We start from the raw sequence: 16,106 nt of genomic DNA, 5'->3' as shown, positions 1-16,106 counted from the left end.
AAGATCTGTAGGCCCGGTAAGCGTAGCGCCACCGGGCGGATTCTCAAAGCCAGTTACGACGCTTAAAGTAGAGATACGGCGCCAGCCCGGCGAGGATCATGAAGATAATCGCCCCCGGGTAGCCAAAGCTCCACTTCAGCTCCGGCATAAACTCGAAGTTCATCCCGTAGCTGGACGCCACCAGCGTCGGCGGCAGGAACACCACGGACACCACCGAGAAGATCTTAATGATGCGGTTCTGCTCGATGTTGATAAAGCCCATCGCCGCCTGCATCAGGAAGTTGACCTTCTGGAACAGGGATTCGTTGTGCGGCAGCAGGGATTCGATATCGCGCAGGATCTCGCGCGCCTGCTCCAGCTGACCGCCCGGCAGACGCGCCTTGCGCACCAGGAAGTTCAGCGCGCGCTGGGTATCCATCAGACACAAACGCACCTTCCAGCCGATATCTTCCAGCTCCGCCAGCGTCGAAAGCGCTTCGTCATACTCATCGCCCTGATGGCCTTCCATGATCACGCGGCTCAGCTTTTCCAGATCGCTGTAGATGTTTTCAATTTCATCCGCCAGCTGTTCAATTTTGGTCTCGAACAGATCGAGCAGCAGCTCATAGGCGTTGCCGTCCACCATCGCCTGGCTGCGGGCGCGCATGCGGTAGAGGCGGAATGCCGGTAGCTCACGCTCGCGCAGGGTAAACAGGCGGCCGTCGCGAATGGTAAATGCCACGGTGGAGTTGCCCGCGTGGTCTTCGGCATCTTCGAAGAAGAAGAAGGAGTGAATGTGCAGGCCGTCTTCGTCTTCAAAAAAACGGGCGGATGCTTCGATGTCTTCCAGTTCCGGGCGCGTTGCCAGGCTTTGCCCCAGCTCAGATTGTACGCGAAGGCGCTCATCGTCGTCCGGCTCGACCAGATCCACCCATACGGCATCAATGAGGGGCTGTGACTCTTCGGCTTCAAGCCGAGTCAGTCGGTTATTTTCGAGTTGAAATGCGCTCAACATGACCGGGACTCCCAATGCAAAAAATATCGGACAGTTCGGTGGGCACACAGAAACAAATTGGGTTTCAGACCATTAAACAGCCTGACTCAGCGCGACGGGAATAATGCAGTCGCTGACAACCACTAAGGCCATCAGCAAGAGGAGATAGCCTTAGGAGTTGTTCCTGGATGACAGGGAATTGAGCCAGTATCTACTGGGTGTGTCCAAGGCGAATGTCCTCTTAGCGTAATCGTGCGCGCATGTTACGCCAGCTATAACTGTGGCGTCAACACGCAACGAAACGCTGAAGGGCATTAATTGACCTTCAACGTATAAGGCTAGCAGATTATTACAAAATAATGATATTTTTCTGAAAGTTAGACTGTTTCCAGCTTCGCGTAGGCGGCCACCAGCCATTTGATCCCCTGCCCCTGGAACGCCACCTGCAGGCGGCTGTGCTCGCCGCTGCCTTCCAGATTCACAATGGTGCCTTCGCCAAACTTCGAATGGCGCACGCGCTGGCCCAGCTTGTAGCCGGTGTCGGTTTCCGCAATCGGCGAGCCCATGCGCTGATGGCTGACCGGACGGCTGATGCTCGCCCGCAGACGTACCTCTTCGACACACTCTTCCGGCAGTTCACCGATAAAGCGCGACGGACGGTGGTAGACCTCTTTACCATAGAGACGTCGGGTTTCAGCGTAGGTCAGCGTCAGCTTCTGCATCGCTCGCGTCACGCCCACGTAGGCCAGACGGCGCTCCTCTTCCAGACGGCCGCCCTCATCCAGCGACATCTGGCTCGGGAACATCCCCTCTTCCATCCCGACAATAAACACCTGCGGGAACTCCAGACCTTTGGCGGAGTGCAGGGTCATGAGCTGAACCGCATCCTGCCAGGTGTCCGCCTGCCCTTCCCCCGCTTCCAGCGCGGCGTGGGAGAGGAATGCCTGCAGCGGCATCAGGTCCTCGTCTTCTTCGTTGTAGCTGAACTGGCGCGTTGCCGTGACCAGTTCCTCTAAGTTCTCAATACGGGTCTGGCCCTTCTCGCCTTTTTCCTGCTCGTACATGGTGCGCAGGCCGGAGTCTTTAATCACCCGGTCGGTCTGCACATGCAGCGGCATGTCGGCGGTTTCCTGCGCCAGGGCGTCAATCAGTTCAAGGAAGCGCTGCAGGGCGCTGGCCGCGCGTCCGGCAAGGGCCTTTTCCTGCAGCAGCTCGCGGCACGCCTGCCACAGCGTCAGCTGACGGTCGCGCGAGGCCTGACGCACCACGTCCAGCGTACGGTCGCCAATCCCGCGGGTCGGCGTGTTGACCACGCGTTCAAACGCCGCGTCGTCGTTACGGTTGGCAATCAGACGCAGATACGAGAGCGCATCTTTGATTTCCTGACGTTCGAAGAAGCGCATACCGCCGTAAATGCGGTACGGCATCCCCACCTGCAGCAGCGCCTCTTCCAGCACGCGCGACTGGGCGTTGCTGCGATAGAGAATGGCACACTGCTCCAGCGCGCCGCCGTTGTCCTGCCAGGTTTTGATGCGGTTGACCACGAAGCGCGCTTCGTCGAGCTCGTTGAAGGCGCAGTAAATCGAAATCGGTTCGCCGTCGACGCCGTCGGTCCACAGCTTTTTACCCAGACGCCCGTTGTTGTTCTCAATCAGGGCGTTAGCCGCGCTCAGAATGTTGCTGGTTGAGCGGTAGTTCTGCTCCAGACGGATGGTTTGCGCGCCGGGGAAATCGTTGAGGAAGCGCTGAATGTTCTCCACCTGCGCCCCGCGCCAGCCGTAGATCGACTGGTCGTCATCGCCCACGATCATCACCTTGCCGGTATCGCCGGCCAGCAGGCGGATCCACGCGTACTGGATGTTGTTGGTATCCTGGAATTCGTCCACCAGAATGTTGGTGAAGCGTTCACGGTAGTGCTGCAGGATGTGCGGCTTGTTGAGCCACAGCTCGTGAGCGCGCAGCAGCAGCTCGGCAAAATCCACCAGACCGGCGCGATCGCACGCTTCCTGATAGGCCTTGTAGACGTTCTGCCAGGTCTGCTCGACCGGGTTGCCGAAGCTCTGAATGTGGTGCGGGCGCAGCCCCTCGTCTTTCTGACCGTTGATGTACCACATCGCCTGACGCGGCGGCCACTGCTTCTCGTCGAGGTTCATCGCCTTGATCAGGCGCTTCAGCAGACGGAGCTGGTCTTCGCTGTCGAGGATCTGGAAATCCTGCGGCAGGTTGGCGTCCATGTGGTGCGCACGCAGCAGGCGGTGCGCCAGACCGTGGAAGGTACCGACCCACATCCCGCCCTGGCTGGTGCCCATCAGCTGGGCGATGCGGTGGCGCATCTCCGCCGCCGCCTTGTTGGTGAACGTGACCGCCATGATGGAGTACGGCGAGCAGTTTTCCACGCTCTGCAGCCAGGCGATACGGTGAACCAGCACGCGCGTCTTACCACTGCCCGCTCCAGCCAGCACCAGCAGGTTGGTGCGCGAGGCGGCAACCGCATCACGCTGTTTGTCATTAAGGCTGTCGAGCAGGTAAGAAACGTCCATTGGCACCGTCACATAGTATTCAGGAACAGAGCAAAACGCCCGGTGGCGCTTCGCTTACCGGGCCTACAACTGCAAAACCCTGGTAATTTATACAATATTACTGGTGATTATATCAGCGTCGTGAGGGATGCCAACCGCGAAATTTCCACGTGCGGCAGAAGACGGCTATCGGAGGCGATCATCAGGTCAGCATTTTCCGGCTTGATCCAGCAGGCCTGCATGCCGCAGCGGATGGCGCCCGCCACGTCTGTGGTCAGGTCATCCCCCACGTGCAGCATCTTACCCAGCGGCAGGTTAAGCTTATCCGCCGCCAGATGATACATGTCGCTGAACGGCTTCGCGCGCCCGTGAGGACCCGCACGCAGCACGAATTCAAAGTAATCGCTGAGGCCGAACAGCTCCGGCTGGGCATTACCGTTGGTGATGGCCACCAGCGGCCACTTTTCGGCAAGCGTCGCCAGCGTCTCGTGGGTTTCCTGCGGCACGTCGATACGGCTGCGCCATTTGGCGAAGTTTTCCATGGCCGCTTCCGCCCCAATCGCGGCATCCTGCGCGCTCAGGCCTACATTCAGCATCGCCTGCTCAACCGCGCGACGACGCCATTCGGTCACGTCGTGGTAAATGTCCGGCTCGGTCTCCCGCAGGGACTGACGCAGCTTCTGGAAGTCCTTGTTCTGCATCGTCTTCAGCGCGGGATGATAGTTCTGCACAAACGCCAGCGACTCCTGCTCGGTACGCAGGATCACCTCGCGGTTGTCATAAAGAGTGTCATCAAGGTCAAACGTCAGGGCTGAGATCTGACCGAGTGGGCGGTAAAAACGCATTATTTCCCCCGTTTGGCGCGTGGATGCGCCGCGTCATACACCGAGGCAAGGTGTTGGAAGTCTAAGTGGGTATAAATTTGTGTGGTCGACAGGTTCGCGTGGCCAAGCAGTTCCTGCACGCCGCGCAGATCGCCGCTCGACTCAAGCATGTGTGTTGCAAAGGAGTGGCGCAGCTTGTGCGGATGCACGTGGCTGTTCAGCCCCTGCTTAATGCCCCACTCCGCAAAGCGCTTCTGCACGTTACGCGCCGAGATCCGCTTGCCGAGTTTCGACAGGAACAGCGCATCTTCGTCGGTGCCAAACAGCCCGCGCAGGTCAAGCCAGTGCTCAATCCAGGAGACCGCATTGCGGCCAATCGGCAGACGGCGCTCTTTGCTGCCCTTCCCCATTACCCACACTTCGCCAGATTCCAGGTCGAGATGCTTCAGGTCGAGGTTGACGAGTTCAGACAGACGCAGCCCGGCACCGTACATTACTTCCAGCATCGCGCGGTCGCGCACGGCCAGCGGATCGTTCAGATCGATATCCAGCAGGCGGTTTACGTCGTCAACGTCAATATTTTTAGGCAGATGGCGCGGCGCCTTCGGCGTGGCGATCCCTTTTGCCGGGTTGGCTTTTAAGCCCCCCTGGCTGACCAGCCAGTCGAAGAAGCTGCGCAGCGCAGAGAGCCTGAGCGCCAGGCTTGCCGGGCTGAGATTTTTTTTACGGCTACGCACAACAAACCCGCGTACCGTCGCAGCGTCACATTGTTGCCAGCTTTTCAGGCCGATCTCGTCGGCGATCTGCATGATGGCATCAAGCTGACGCTGATAGTTAAGCAGCGTAATGGGGCTAAGCTGACGTTCCACGCCGAGATAGCGCAGAAAGCGCGAGACGTCAGTGGCGAGCAGTCCGTCCGTCATACGCGCTCAATCCAGCGCTCCAGCAGCTCGGGCAGCATCAGGGCGATCTCCTGCAGCAGGTGCGTGGCTTGCCCCTGCTCATAGTGATGCGCGTCGCGGCTGGTAAATAAGATGACGCCCAGATCGCCATCGCGCCCCATCAGCGACATCGCCACCGAGCCAATCGCTTTGGCCTCCGGTAACACCACCAGCAACTCAGGTCCGTTAAGCGGCCCCAGATAGTGGTGCTCATGGCCCAGACGCTGAATGCGCAGCGGTTCAAACGCCTGACGGCTCAGTGCCAGATGGGTAAATCCCGACGGTGCGCCGATGCGCCAGCGGTCAGGGAATAGACGAATCGTTGCACCCGCCAGCCCCAGCTCGCGGGCCCAGCGGTGGAAGCGGCTGAGGAACTCGTCAAGACTGTGCGCCGACGCCAGACGCGCCTGCAGATGCAGCAGACGATAGAACAGGCTTTCATTGGTGCTGGCCTGCTCCATCAGCAGCGTCATGTTCTCTTCAAGCTGGCTGATGTGGTTGCGCGCGCGCGCCATGTGCCATTCCACCAGCGACACGGTTCCGCGAACCGGATGCGGCACGCGCATCTCTTCGACGACGCGTGCATTGCGAATAAAAAACTCAGGATTGCGCAGCAGATAATCAACAACAGCTCTGTCGTCCAGTTCCGTCACTGTTTCCTGCAGTTCTTCCCCTGGTTGTTTCATAGATGGATAAACCCGTCATAGACATGTGCCGCCGGGCCCGTCATATACAGTGGATGACCCGGTCCTTTCCAGGCGATATCAAGCCGACCGCCCGGTAATTCCACGCGAACCTCTTCAGCCAGTAACCCCTGGGAGATGCCCACGGCCACTGCCGCACAGGCTCCGCTTCCGCAGGCCTGCGTCTCGCCCGCACCGCGCTCGTAAACCCGCAGACGAATGTGCTCGCGCTTCACCACCTGCATAAAACCGATGTTCGCGCGCTCCGGGAAACGTTCGTGGCTTTCCAGCACCGGGCCGAGCGTTTTGACCGCCGCGGTTTCCACATCATCAACCTGGATCACGCAGTGTGGGTTACCCATAGAGACGACGCCGCACAATACTGTCTGCTCGGCCGCCCGCATAATATAGGTCTTTTCCGCTTTGTTTGCGCGAAACGGCACGACGGAAGGCTCGAAGTTAGGCTCGCCCATGTTCACGCGCACCAGCTCATCATCGGTGACGCTGAGCACCATGCGACCATTGGCTGTACTGACGCGAATATCACGCTTGTTAGTCAGCCCTTTCAGGCGGACAAAGCGGGCGAAACAGCGCGCGCCGTTGCCGCACTGGTTCACTTCGCTACCGTCCGCGTTAAAAATACGGTAGTGGAAATCGAGGTCGGGATCGTACGGCGGCTCAACCACCAGCAGCTGATCGAACCCCACGCCCAGATGCCGATCCGCCAGACGACGGATCAGTTCCGGTGAGAAAAACACATTCTGCGTTACCGCGTCGACGACCATAAAATCGTTGCCAAGGCCATGCATTTTAGAGAACTGCATCATTTGCTCCATTGCGCGGGTACAGAACGTTGTCGTCAGAGATTAACCTGAGTCGGGCCGCCGTTGTCGCCACGGTCGTTAGTATCTGGCGTGGAAGACTCAATGCCGCTGTTAACCGGTTTCGTCGGCGGCGGTGCGGTTTTATCCGCAGGCGGAAAGTACAGTGGTCCCTTCAGTCCGCAGCCAGTCAGGCTAAACAGCGTGATGAGAACGGCAAGCGTTCGGAAAGCGTTTTTCATTATAAAGTTGCCCGTAAGTTCAAATCTGTTTCTATCATCGCAGGAGAAGACACAAAAGCAAGAGTTTGCCGCTTTCCTGCAACGGGAATTATTTAGGGTTATACTGCCGGCATCACGAAAAACAGGAACAAAACCATGAACGACAGTGAATTCCATCGCCTTGCCGACAACCTGTGGATGACCATCGAAGAGCGTCTTGACGACTGGGACGGCGACAGCGATATCGATTGTGAAATCAACGGCGGTATTCTGACCCTGAGCTTCGAAAATGGCAGCAAAATTATTATTAACCGCCAGGAGCCGCTTCACCAGGTATGGCTGGCGGCCAAACAGGGCGGCTATCACTTCGATCTGAAGGGTGATGAGTGGGTGTGCGACCGTAGCGGCGTACCGTTCTGGGATCTGCTGGAACAGGCCGCGACCGCGCAGGCGGGTGAGGCGGTGAGTTTCAGATAGTTTTGTTGCCCGGTGGCGGCTGCGCCTTACCGGGCCTACAACGGCTCGAACCGTAGGCCGGGTAAGCATTAGCCACCCGGCGAAAAGGCTCAGGAGAAATACTGCTGCAACAGCGGCGCGGTGTCCTGATTGGCAGGCGCGGCAGGCGTGACGGCCTGAGTGCGGAACGGGACCACCTGCGCACGGCCATCGACGTTCACAATCTGGTAGAACTGCGGCAGGTTAAAGTTGATAAAGCTTGAGCCGTAGGTAAAGCGGTCATGCGAAGAGGAGTAGAAGCGGCTGACGTCGCGCACCAGCTCCTCTTTACTGCCTTCACAATGGTGATACACCTCGGCGCGGTTGGTCTCATCCAGAATGTAGATGTTGAACCCGGCATCGTCGCCCGACTCTTCAAAGAAGAACTGAATAATCCCTTCACTGGCAAAGCCGTCCACCACCTGCGGGAGCTTAACGTGGTTGGTTTCCACCTGCACCGACAGGCCATGCAGCTTGTTATGCGAAATCGCGCCGTAGAATTCAATGGCGTTTTCCAGCTTCTGTACCGACACGTTGAGACGTTCAAAGAACAGGCCCCAGGTCTGGCCGGAGACGCGCAACGCTTTAAAGCGCCCGGTTTCCTGACGGGTACTGGAGAGACGCAGCTCGATACACTCGGAGACCAGCTGCTGCACGCGGGTACGAATCAACCCGCGCAGGTGCTGGCTGTAGCAGAACACTTCCACGCTGTCCGGCGGCGCGGCATCCTGGTGCATCTTGCCAAGAATGGTTTTCAGCGCTTCGATCATCGCCTGCTCGCCGTTGAAGTGCAGGGTACGCACTTCGTTCCACGAGTTGCGGTACAGCAGGTCCACGCTGCCCACCAGGCAGTTTTGCTGCTCGCCAAAGCTAAAGACGTCCAGCTTGCGGAAGTCAAAATGAACCACCTGATTGCGGAAGGCCGCCGTCGGGTCATATTCCAGGTTGACGATGATCGCCAGATGGCGAATCTCGCACGGGCTGTAGAGTGCTTTTGGCGTCGGCGCAGGCAGACGCAGCGGGAAGTGGTGCGACACATCCGCCACCATCTCCTGCAGCTTAGCGAGATCGACCACCTCGTTGCCTTTGATAAACAGGCGCGTGCGCGAGGTCAGCAGGCCGTTAAACCAGGCCCAGGCCACCAGCTTGTTCAGATAGCGGTTATATTCCAGCGGCTGATGGCTGATGATGGAATCCATGCTTGGCGCACGGTTGTACAGATACCACCCGGTGCGGTTCGCGCGGCCCGGCGGCACGTAGATAAACGTCAGGTTCGGTTCTGACAGGTCAGGCGAAATCTGCGGGTTAACCAGCGTGACTTTACCCGGCAGCGCTTCAAACGCGGCGTACAGCTTACGGGTCAATACCCCGATGTCCTGCGGGCTGGCGGAAACGCTGAGGTTGTTGCGGCGCGCAAAGCGAATCAGATTACGGTAGCTTTGCATCATCGCATCGAGCAGTTCGTTGTGCGCTTCACGCACCTGATCGATTTTCCAGTTGGCCCGGTTGTCGAGCATGGACAGACGCGCGTCGTCCCATCCCCACTCTTTCACTAACTGGCTGACCACTTCACGACGCCAGCCCACGCAGGCGCGTTCGCGGCTCAACTTCTCACAGACTTTGAGATAGAAACATCGACGTACCAGGTCAAGACGCGTGGTGTCATCAATGGCTTTCAGGTATTCGGTTACGCGCTCGAGCATCATGCAGTAAGCGTCCAGCCCGAAGGAGACGATCTCCCCGTCGTGCAGGCGCTGCTTGATGTCTTTTGCCAGCAGGCGCGGCGTCGGGTATTCCCAGGAGTAGGCTTCAAGCAGCAGTGTTTTCAGCACCGCTTTGTACGGTGAGTCGATACTCTTATAGAGCTGCCAGAGGCTTGCGCCGAAATACTCTTCCGCAGACAGTGAGCTGAGACCGCCGAGGTCCAGCCATTCGTTTGGCGTCAGTACGCCCTGCGCATAAAGCGACATGACGTAATCGTCGTAATGCTCTTCTTCTTCGCACGGGACCATATTCCACAGAATACGTTTCCCGGCCAGGCGAACGGCAGTACGGTAGAATTCATCCAGCAATAAGATGTGCTGGGTCGAGCCGCAGTCCTCACCACCCAGACTGCCGCTTTCGTTATGGCGGAAACGGTTTTCATCAATCAGGAAGAAGCTCACTTCCACGCCGAGCGAGGCCGCCCAGCTCTCCAGCAGGCTGCATTTACGCTGCAGCAGCTGACGCTCTTCGTTATCGAGCCAGGACTGATGACAGACCCAGATGTCCAGGTCAGAAGAACAGCTTTGCCCTACCGATGAGGTGCTCCCCATAGAGTAAACGCCGGTAATCGGCAGTTCACCTTTCGGGGACTCCTGTGGCGGCATGCCCCGGTAGAGTTCCAGCTCGTTCAAATAATGCTGTTGGGTTTCATCAGGCGTGAAAAGGCAAATGCCCTGGGGAACGTTACCATCAAGGTAGCCAGGCATCAGCGGGTGGTGATAGTGCAATAATGTCGGCAGCAGACTGTATACCTGCTGGAAAGCAGGGCCCATAGCAGCAAGCGCGCGATCCACACGCAGTTGATTTATGGCATCCAGTCTCTGTTTCAGAGTCTCAATATAGAGGTACAAGACGTATCGCCTGATGTTTCCGGGTGTCGCAGCTATTCAAAACACGAGTAACAGCGGACCCGCAGTATTTCAAAAAGATAACCGTTACCCTTTTTCGCCCTTATCATTTTTGGTGGTACCGACGAAAAAATGGTCTAAAACGTGATCAATTTAACACCTTGCCGATTGACCGTAAAGAAAGATGCGCTACATACAAGTGTAGCACCGTTCTGTACGTGTAAATTCCTGAATACGGCTCTGGCTGACGAATACGCCGCCTTGTCCCTCTCACGCTTCATCAACCGTAAAACTGCCATCCCAGAGTCAACAATGTTAGGATGGTTAGCGATTGATAATGACGGTAACAAGCATGTTAGACAATGTTTTGAGAATTGCCACACGCCAAAGCCCTCTCGCGCTCTGGCAGGCACATTATGTGAAGCAGCGCCTGGAAGCCTGCCACAGTGGATTGCGCGTCGAGCTGGTGCCGATGGTCACGCGCGGTGACGTGATCCTCGATACGCCGCTGGCGAAAGTGGGCGGCAAGGGCCTGTTTGTCAAAGAACTGGAACTGGCATTGCTTGAGAACCGCGCCGATATCGCCGTACATTCGATGAAAGATGTGCCCGTCGAGTTCCCGGAAGGTCTGGGGCTGGTGACCATCTGCGAGCGCGAAGACCCGCGCGATGCGTTTGTCTCTAACCGCTACGACTCGCTCGACGCGCTGCCAGCGGGTAGCGTGGTTGGCACGTCCAGTTTACGCCGTCAGTGTCAGCTGGCGGAGCGTCGTCCTGACCTGATCATCCGCTCGCTGCGCGGTAACGTCGGCACGCGTCTGGGCAAGCTGGATAACGGCGATTACGATGCCATTATCCTCGCCGTTGCCGGCCTGAAGCGTCTGGGGCTGGAAGAACGTATTCGCGTAGCGCTGCCGCCAGAGCTCTCACTGCCCGCTGTTGGCCAGGGTGCCGTCGGCATCGAGTGCCGTCTGGACGATGCGCGTACCCGCGAGCTGCTTGCCCCACTGAATCATGACGAAACCGCTACGCGCGTAAAAGCCGAGCGGGCGATGAATACCCGCCTCGAAGGCGGATGCCAGGTGCCAATTGGCAGCTATGCTGAATTGACGAATGGCGAACTGTGGCTGCGCGCGCTGGTAGGCGCCCCGGACGGTTCGCAGATGGTGCGCGGCGAACGTCGCGGTAACGCGCAAGATGCCGAGCAGCTTGGCGTGTCGCTGGCGGAAGAGTTACTGAATAACGGCGCCCGCGAGATCCTGGCTGACGTATATAATGGAGAGCCCCCTGCATGAGTATTCTCGTCACCCGCCCTTCTCCCGCAGGAGAGCAGTTAGTGAGCCGTCTGCGCGCACTGGGGCAGGTGGCCTGGAGTTTTCCGCTCATTGAATTCTCCCCCGGTCGCGAGCTCTCTGCGCTCGCCGACCAGATGAATACCCTTCAGGACGGTGACCTGCTGTTTGCGCTGTCGCAGCATGCCGTGGAATTTGCCCACGCACAGCTGCAGCAGCAGGACATGGCCTGGCCAACCGCCCCCGGCTATTTCGCGATTGGCCGCACAACGGCACTGGCGCTGCATACCGTAAGCGGCGCGGACGTTCGTTACCCGTTAGATCGGGAAATCACTGAAGTCTTGCTACAATTACCTGAATTACAAACTGTTGCCGGAAAGCGTGCGCTCATTTTGCGCGGCAATGGGGGGCGCGAGCTGCTGGGCGAAACGCTGCGTGAACGTGGTGCGAACGTGACGTTCGTTGAGTGCTATCAGCGCTGTGCAAAACACTACGATGGCGCGGAAGAGGCGATGCGCTGGCACGCGCGAGGCATCAATACGCTGGTGGTCACCAGCGGTGAAATGTTACAACAGCTTTGGGCGCTGATACCGCTTTGGTATCGCGAAAACTGGTTACTCCGCTGTCGGCTTCTGGTCGTCAGTGAGCGTCTGGCGAACCAGGCCCGGGAACTGGGCTGGCAGGATATTCGGATCGCTGATAACGCCGACAACGATGCGCTGCTGCGCGCATTACAATAACTCTCAAATGGGAAGCCATAATGACGGAACACGACAAATCCTCCGCCGTGGTTGAAGAGACCAGGGAGACTGTGGAGACGACGCCACAGCCAGAGACGACTGAGAAAACCGCTGAGAAGAAAAACGGCAGCAACAAAACAAGCCTCACGCTGAGCGCGATTGCCATCGCCATTGCGCTGGCAGCGGGGGCTGGCCTCTACGGGCTGGTGAAGCAACAGAGCGCTAACCAGACGTCCACCAGCGATGCGCTGGTGAATCAGCTCACTGCCCTGCAAAAAGAGCAGGAGACGCAGAAAACCGAGCTGGAAGCCGTGATTAAGCAGCAGGCCGCCGCGCTTGCCGAAGCGAACAGCAAACAGGAAGAGCTGACCAAACAGCTGGGTGAAGTTCAGCAGAAAGTCGCCACGATTTCCGGCACCGATGCCAAAACCTGGCTGCTCTCGCAGGCTGACTTCCTGGTGAAGCTCGCCGGACGTAAGCTCTGGAGCGATCAGGACGTCACCACTGCCGCCGCGCTGCTGAAAAGCGCCGATGCAAGCCTGGCGGACATGAACGACCCAAGCCTCATTACCGCCCGTCGCGCGATTACCGAAGACATCGCCAGCCTCTCCGCCGTTTCGCAGGTGGATTACGACGGCATTATCCTTAAAGTGAATCAGCTGTCGAATCAGATTGATAACCTGCAGCTGGCGGATAACAACGACGACGACTCCCCGATGGATTCCGACGGTACCGAGCTTTCCAGCTCGCTGAGCGAATGGCGCATAAACCTGCAGAAAAGCTGGCAGAACTTTATGGACAGCTTTATCACTATCCGCCGTCGCGACGAAACTGCCGTACCGCTGCTCGCGCCGAACCAGGACATCTATCTGCGCGAGAACATTCGTTCCCGCCTGCTGGTGGCGGCCCAGGCCGTGCCGCGTCATCAGGAAGAGACCTATAAACAGGCGCTGGATAACGTCTCAACGTGGGTACGCGCTTACTACAACACCGATGATGCGACGACCACCGCCTTCCTCGAAGACATTGATAAGCTGAGCCAGCAGAACATTACCATGAACGTGCCGGACAAGCTGACCAGCCAGCCGATTCTGGAGAAACTGATGCAGACGCGCGTGCGTAACCTGCTGGCGCAGCCGGGCGTTCCGGCTGAGCAAACGGGCGGAGCGGCACCTGCTCCGGCTCCTGCGCCTGAAAGCGCACCGCAGGGAGAGTAACGATGCTAAAAGTCCTCTTACTCTTTATCCTGCTGATCGCCGGGATCGTCCTGGGCCCTATGCTTGCGGGTCATCAGGGTTATGTCCTGATCCAGACCGATAACTACAACATTGAAACCAGCGTAACGGGTCTGACGATCATTCTGATCCTCGGCGTGGTGGTGCTGTTTGCGATCGAGTGGATCCTGCGCCGTATTTTCCGTACCGGTGCCCATACCCGCGGCTGGTTCGTTGGCCGTAAGCGCCGCCGCGCCCGTAAACAGACCGAGCAGGCGCTGCTTAAGCTCGCAGAGGGTGACTATCAGCAGGTTGAAAAGCTGATGTCGAAAAACGCCGACCATGCCGAACAGCCGGTGGTGAACTATCTGCTGGCGGCCGAAGCGGCGCAGCAGCGCGGGGACGAAGCCCGCGCTAATCAGCATCTGGAGCGAGCGGCTGAGCTGGCTCACGGCGACCCGATTCCTGTGGAAATCACGCGCGTTCGTCTGCAGCTGGCACGCAATGAGAATCACGCGGCTCGCCACGGCATCGACCGTCTGCTGGAAGTCGCGCCGCGTCATCCGGAAGTGCTGCGCCTTGCCGAGCAGGCCTATATTCGTACCGGCGCCTGGGGCTCACTGCTGGACATCATTCCATCGATGGCGAAGGCCGAGGTGGGCGACGATGAACATCGTGATGAGCTTCAGCGTCTGGCGTGGATTGGCCTGATGGATCAGGCGCGCGCAGACCTGGGCAGCGACGGTCTGAAAACGTGGTGGAAGAATCAGAGCCGTAAAACGCGTCAGCAGGTTCCTCTGCAGGTGGCGATGGCGGAACACCTCATCGAATGTGACGATCACGACACGGCTCAGGAGATCCTCCTCGACGGTCTGAAGCGTCAGTACGACGATCGTCTGGTGATGGTGATCCCGCGCCTGAAAACCAACAATCCTGAGCAAATCGAAAAAGTGCTGCGTCAGCAGATTAAAACCGTCGGCGATCGACCGCTGCTGTGGAGCACGCTCGGCCAGTCGTTGATGAAGCACGGCGAATGGCAGGAGGCGAGCCTCGCCTTCCGTGCAGCGCTGAAGCAGCGTCCGGACGCCTTCGACTACGCCTGGCTTGCCGATACGCTGGACAAGCAGCATAAGCCGGAAGAGGCCGCCGCCATGCGCCGTGACGGGCTGTTGCTGACCCTGCAAAACAACGGTACCCAGCAATAATCAAAAAGGAGGCCAGACGGCCTCCTTTTTTTATCGCCTTTCTGCTGCTACATTCTTTACACCTATATCCGCTAACGAAAACGCCAATGTAACGATCTCTTTTCATTAACTTTTTCTCACACACGCGCACATTCTGCAGCGTGGATTAAATCGTTTTTGAAAGGAAATCGTCATGAACTCGCTTCTCTATGGGCTGATTGAAGCGCTGCGCTGCCACCGCTAGCTGCGCCTCCTTGCTTGTGCTTTTATCTTTTCTTCGCTGGGGAATGGCTTAACCCAGGTCGTGGTCTTCGGCTTGCTGTTAGCATGGTCAGCCCCGCCCGCACTGCTCACCCTCGCTTTTCTTTTCGCTACGGTACCGGGGTTTATCGGGAGTACGATCGGCGAAAAGCTGTGCTCCCGATGTTCTCCGATCGCCCTGCTGATACTGACCGAGGCGCTGGGATTGCTCGCCCTGCTCTTTCCCCTCCTTGGTGTGGGTTATCACAGCGTTACCGCGTTACTCGCCGTGCAATCCACCGAAGCGCTGCTCAGCGGGATGAGCTGGCCCGCGCTGACGTTGCTCTTCAAGCGCGGTCTCAGCGAAGCGGAGCTGCCTGCTGCGACCTGTCTGGAAAATGTGATTTTTGCTTCTCAGGTTTTGCTGGGGACCGGCCTGGGCGTGATGCTGTTTCAGAAGATATCCGTATTTACCCTGCTGGCCATTGATGCCGCCAGCTTTCTCGGGTCACTGCTCATGCTATGGCTGGCTGGACGCCGGTTTTCAGCGCCATCACTCCCGTCCCTCGAGGAAGAGGAAGCCCCTGCGGCATTACGCTGGCGGACGTTGACCGTTCGGCAGAAACGCAGTCTGCTCATCCTGCCAGCGCTGGCGGCCGTCGGCTCGCCGGCCATGGCACTGCTTCCGGCACTGGCACAGCAAATCCATCCTCAGGATGCGGCGGGCCTTGCTCTGCCGCTGCTTTTCGCAAGGAGCCTGGGACAGCTTTGCGGCCCCATGTTGCTAAAAAAAGAGAGCCTGACGCGCTTTGCCGCTCGCACGCCACGCATCATCGTTTGTCTCGGCATCTTTCTGGCCGCTTATGGAATGCTGCCGTTGTTGTCCGGGTGGATGGCATGTGCGCTGGGGATGATCTTTATCGCGCATCTGGCTTCGAATGTTCTGTTCGCGGCCGGGACGTTTGGCGTTCTCAGTAGTTTTCATATTACGCAAACCGCTTCGGCCAGTGGTAAAGCCTGGCGCTGGCAAACGCTCAGCGCCTCTCTCTTCACCGGCATCGCAGCGGCAGTGGCTGCCGGGTTTGGCTCAGTAGCCGCACTCTATGCTGTCTCGTCAGCGGCCCTTGTGATGGTTGCCCTGATCGTACGCCGGTATCGGGAATAAGGCATAAAAAAACGCCTGCTATAAAAGCAGGCGTTAAAACAGGTCTGTAAGACAACATATTTGGTGCTTCACTCAACGTTATGTCCATGGTGTCTGATGAGGCCGAAGCGACATCTGTCAGTGGACGATAAGCACCGTAAATGGCTCTGCGTCATTCCGGAGTTTATGAGGCACGAAGGCGAA

15 protein-coding genes are annotated in these 16,106 nt (G+C 58.1%); 6 read left to right on the top strand and 9 right to left on the bottom strand.

Going from position 1 to position 16,106, the window contains the following annotated elements:
- Positions 1-43: 43 nt before the first annotated feature.
- The 8 genes from corA to LLF79_RS23015 form a co-directional block, all read right to left on the bottom strand.
- Complete coding sequence (gene corA / locus LLF79_RS23050) at positions 44-994, bottom strand: magnesium/cobalt transporter CorA (protein WP_008501540.1); 951 nt, start codon at positions 992-994, stop codon at positions 44-46.
- 150 nt (positions 995-1,144) lie between these two features.
- On the bottom strand, positions 1,145-1,201 hold the full coding sequence (gene ysgD / locus LLF79_RS23045) for a YsgD/CorL family protein (RefSeq protein ID WP_212743980.1): 57 nt from the start codon (positions 1,199-1,201) through the stop codon (positions 1,145-1,147).
- A gap of 149 nt (positions 1,202-1,350) precedes the next feature.
- Positions 1,351-3,513 (bottom strand): DNA helicase II, encoded by a 2,163-nt coding sequence (gene uvrD, locus LLF79_RS23040; RefSeq protein WP_008501541.1) that lies wholly within the window; start codon positions 3,511-3,513, stop codon positions 1,351-1,353.
- A gap of 107 nt (positions 3,514-3,620) precedes the next feature.
- Positions 3,621-4,337 (bottom strand): 5-amino-6-(5-phospho-D-ribitylamino)uracil phosphatase YigB, encoded by a 717-nt coding sequence (gene yigB, locus LLF79_RS23035; RefSeq protein WP_227880487.1) that lies wholly within the window; start codon positions 4,335-4,337, stop codon positions 3,621-3,623.
- Entirely contained in the window at positions 4,337-5,239 is a 903-nt protein-coding gene (gene xerC, locus LLF79_RS23030; RefSeq protein ID WP_023345086.1) for a tyrosine recombinase XerC, read from the bottom strand. The genes yigB and xerC overlap by 1 nt, the downstream gene beginning before the upstream one ends.
- Positions 5,236-5,943, bottom strand: coding sequence for a DUF484 domain-containing protein (locus LLF79_RS23025; RefSeq protein WP_008501544.1), 708 nt, complete (start codon positions 5,941-5,943; stop codon positions 5,236-5,238). Before LLF79_RS23025 ends, xerC begins: the two co-directional genes overlap by 4 nt.
- Positions 5,940-6,764: a diaminopimelate epimerase gene (dapF, locus tag LLF79_RS23020; protein WP_227880496.1), complete on the bottom strand. Its 825-nt coding sequence runs from the start codon at positions 6,762-6,764 to the stop codon at positions 5,940-5,942. Before dapF ends, LLF79_RS23025 begins: the two co-directional genes overlap by 4 nt.
- A gap of 35 nt (positions 6,765-6,799) precedes the next feature.
- A complete protein-coding gene (locus LLF79_RS23015) occupies positions 6,800-7,003 on the bottom strand; it encodes a lipoprotein (RefSeq protein WP_021242847.1) in 204 nt (67 codons plus the stop codon).
- Between the two features lie 135 nt (positions 7,004-7,138).
- On the opposite strand from LLF79_RS23015, the gene cyaY reads away from it, so the two are divergent.
- On the top strand, positions 7,139-7,459 hold the full coding sequence (cyaY, locus tag LLF79_RS23010; RefSeq protein WP_039025154.1) for an iron donor protein CyaY: 321 nt from the start codon (positions 7,139-7,141) through the stop codon (positions 7,457-7,459).
- Between the two features lie 89 nt (positions 7,460-7,548).
- On the opposite strand, the gene cyaA is transcribed toward cyaY, so the two are convergent.
- Positions 7,549-10,092 carry a class I adenylate cyclase gene (cyaA, locus tag LLF79_RS23005; protein ID WP_227880486.1) on the bottom strand — a complete coding sequence of 848 codons (2,544 nt, stop codon included), beginning with the start codon at positions 10,090-10,092 and terminating at the stop codon, positions 7,549-7,551.
- Positions 10,093-10,441: 349 nt separating this feature from the next.
- Here cyaA and hemC point away from each other — a divergent pair, with 349 nt between their 5' ends.
- The 5 genes from hemC (at position 10,442) to LLF79_RS22980 (ending at position 15,923) form a co-directional block, all read left to right on the top strand.
- Positions 10,442-11,383: a hydroxymethylbilane synthase gene (hemC, locus tag LLF79_RS23000; RefSeq protein ID WP_055321509.1), complete on the top strand. Its 942-nt coding sequence runs from the start codon at positions 10,442-10,444 to the stop codon at positions 11,381-11,383.
- On the top strand, positions 11,380-12,120 hold the full coding sequence (hemD, locus tag LLF79_RS22995; protein ID WP_023326284.1) for a uroporphyrinogen-III synthase: 741 nt from the start codon (positions 11,380-11,382) through the stop codon (positions 12,118-12,120). The genes hemC and hemD overlap by 4 nt, the downstream gene beginning before the upstream one ends.
- Before the next feature lie 20 nt (positions 12,121-12,140).
- The gene (gene hemX, locus LLF79_RS22990; protein ID WP_023345089.1) at positions 12,141-13,337 is read left to right on the top strand and encodes a uroporphyrinogen-III C-methyltransferase; all 1,197 of its coding nucleotides are present in this window, start codon (positions 12,141-12,143) and stop codon (positions 13,335-13,337) included.
- A 2-nt stretch (positions 13,338-13,339) separates the two neighbouring features.
- Positions 13,340-14,539: a protoheme IX biogenesis protein HemY gene (hemY, locus tag LLF79_RS22985; RefSeq protein ID WP_008501551.1), complete on the top strand. Its 1,200-nt coding sequence runs from the start codon at positions 13,340-13,342 to the stop codon at positions 14,537-14,539.
- 223 nt (positions 14,540-14,762) lie between these two features.
- Positions 14,763-15,923 carry an MFS transporter gene (locus LLF79_RS22980; protein ID WP_227880495.1) on the top strand — a complete coding sequence of 387 codons (1,161 nt, stop codon included), beginning with the start codon at positions 14,763-14,765 and terminating at the stop codon, positions 15,921-15,923.
- Positions 15,924-16,106 lie beyond the last annotated feature (183 nt).

It is taken from the genome of Enterobacter cloacae complex sp. 2021EL-01169 (assembly GCF_020733125.1).
Lineage (GTDB): Bacteria > Pseudomonadota > Gammaproteobacteria > Enterobacterales > Enterobacteriaceae > Enterobacter > Enterobacter roggenkampii.
The sequence above is the reverse complement of the archived record's forward strand: the minus strand, read 5'-3'. Positions and strand labels throughout refer to the sequence as shown.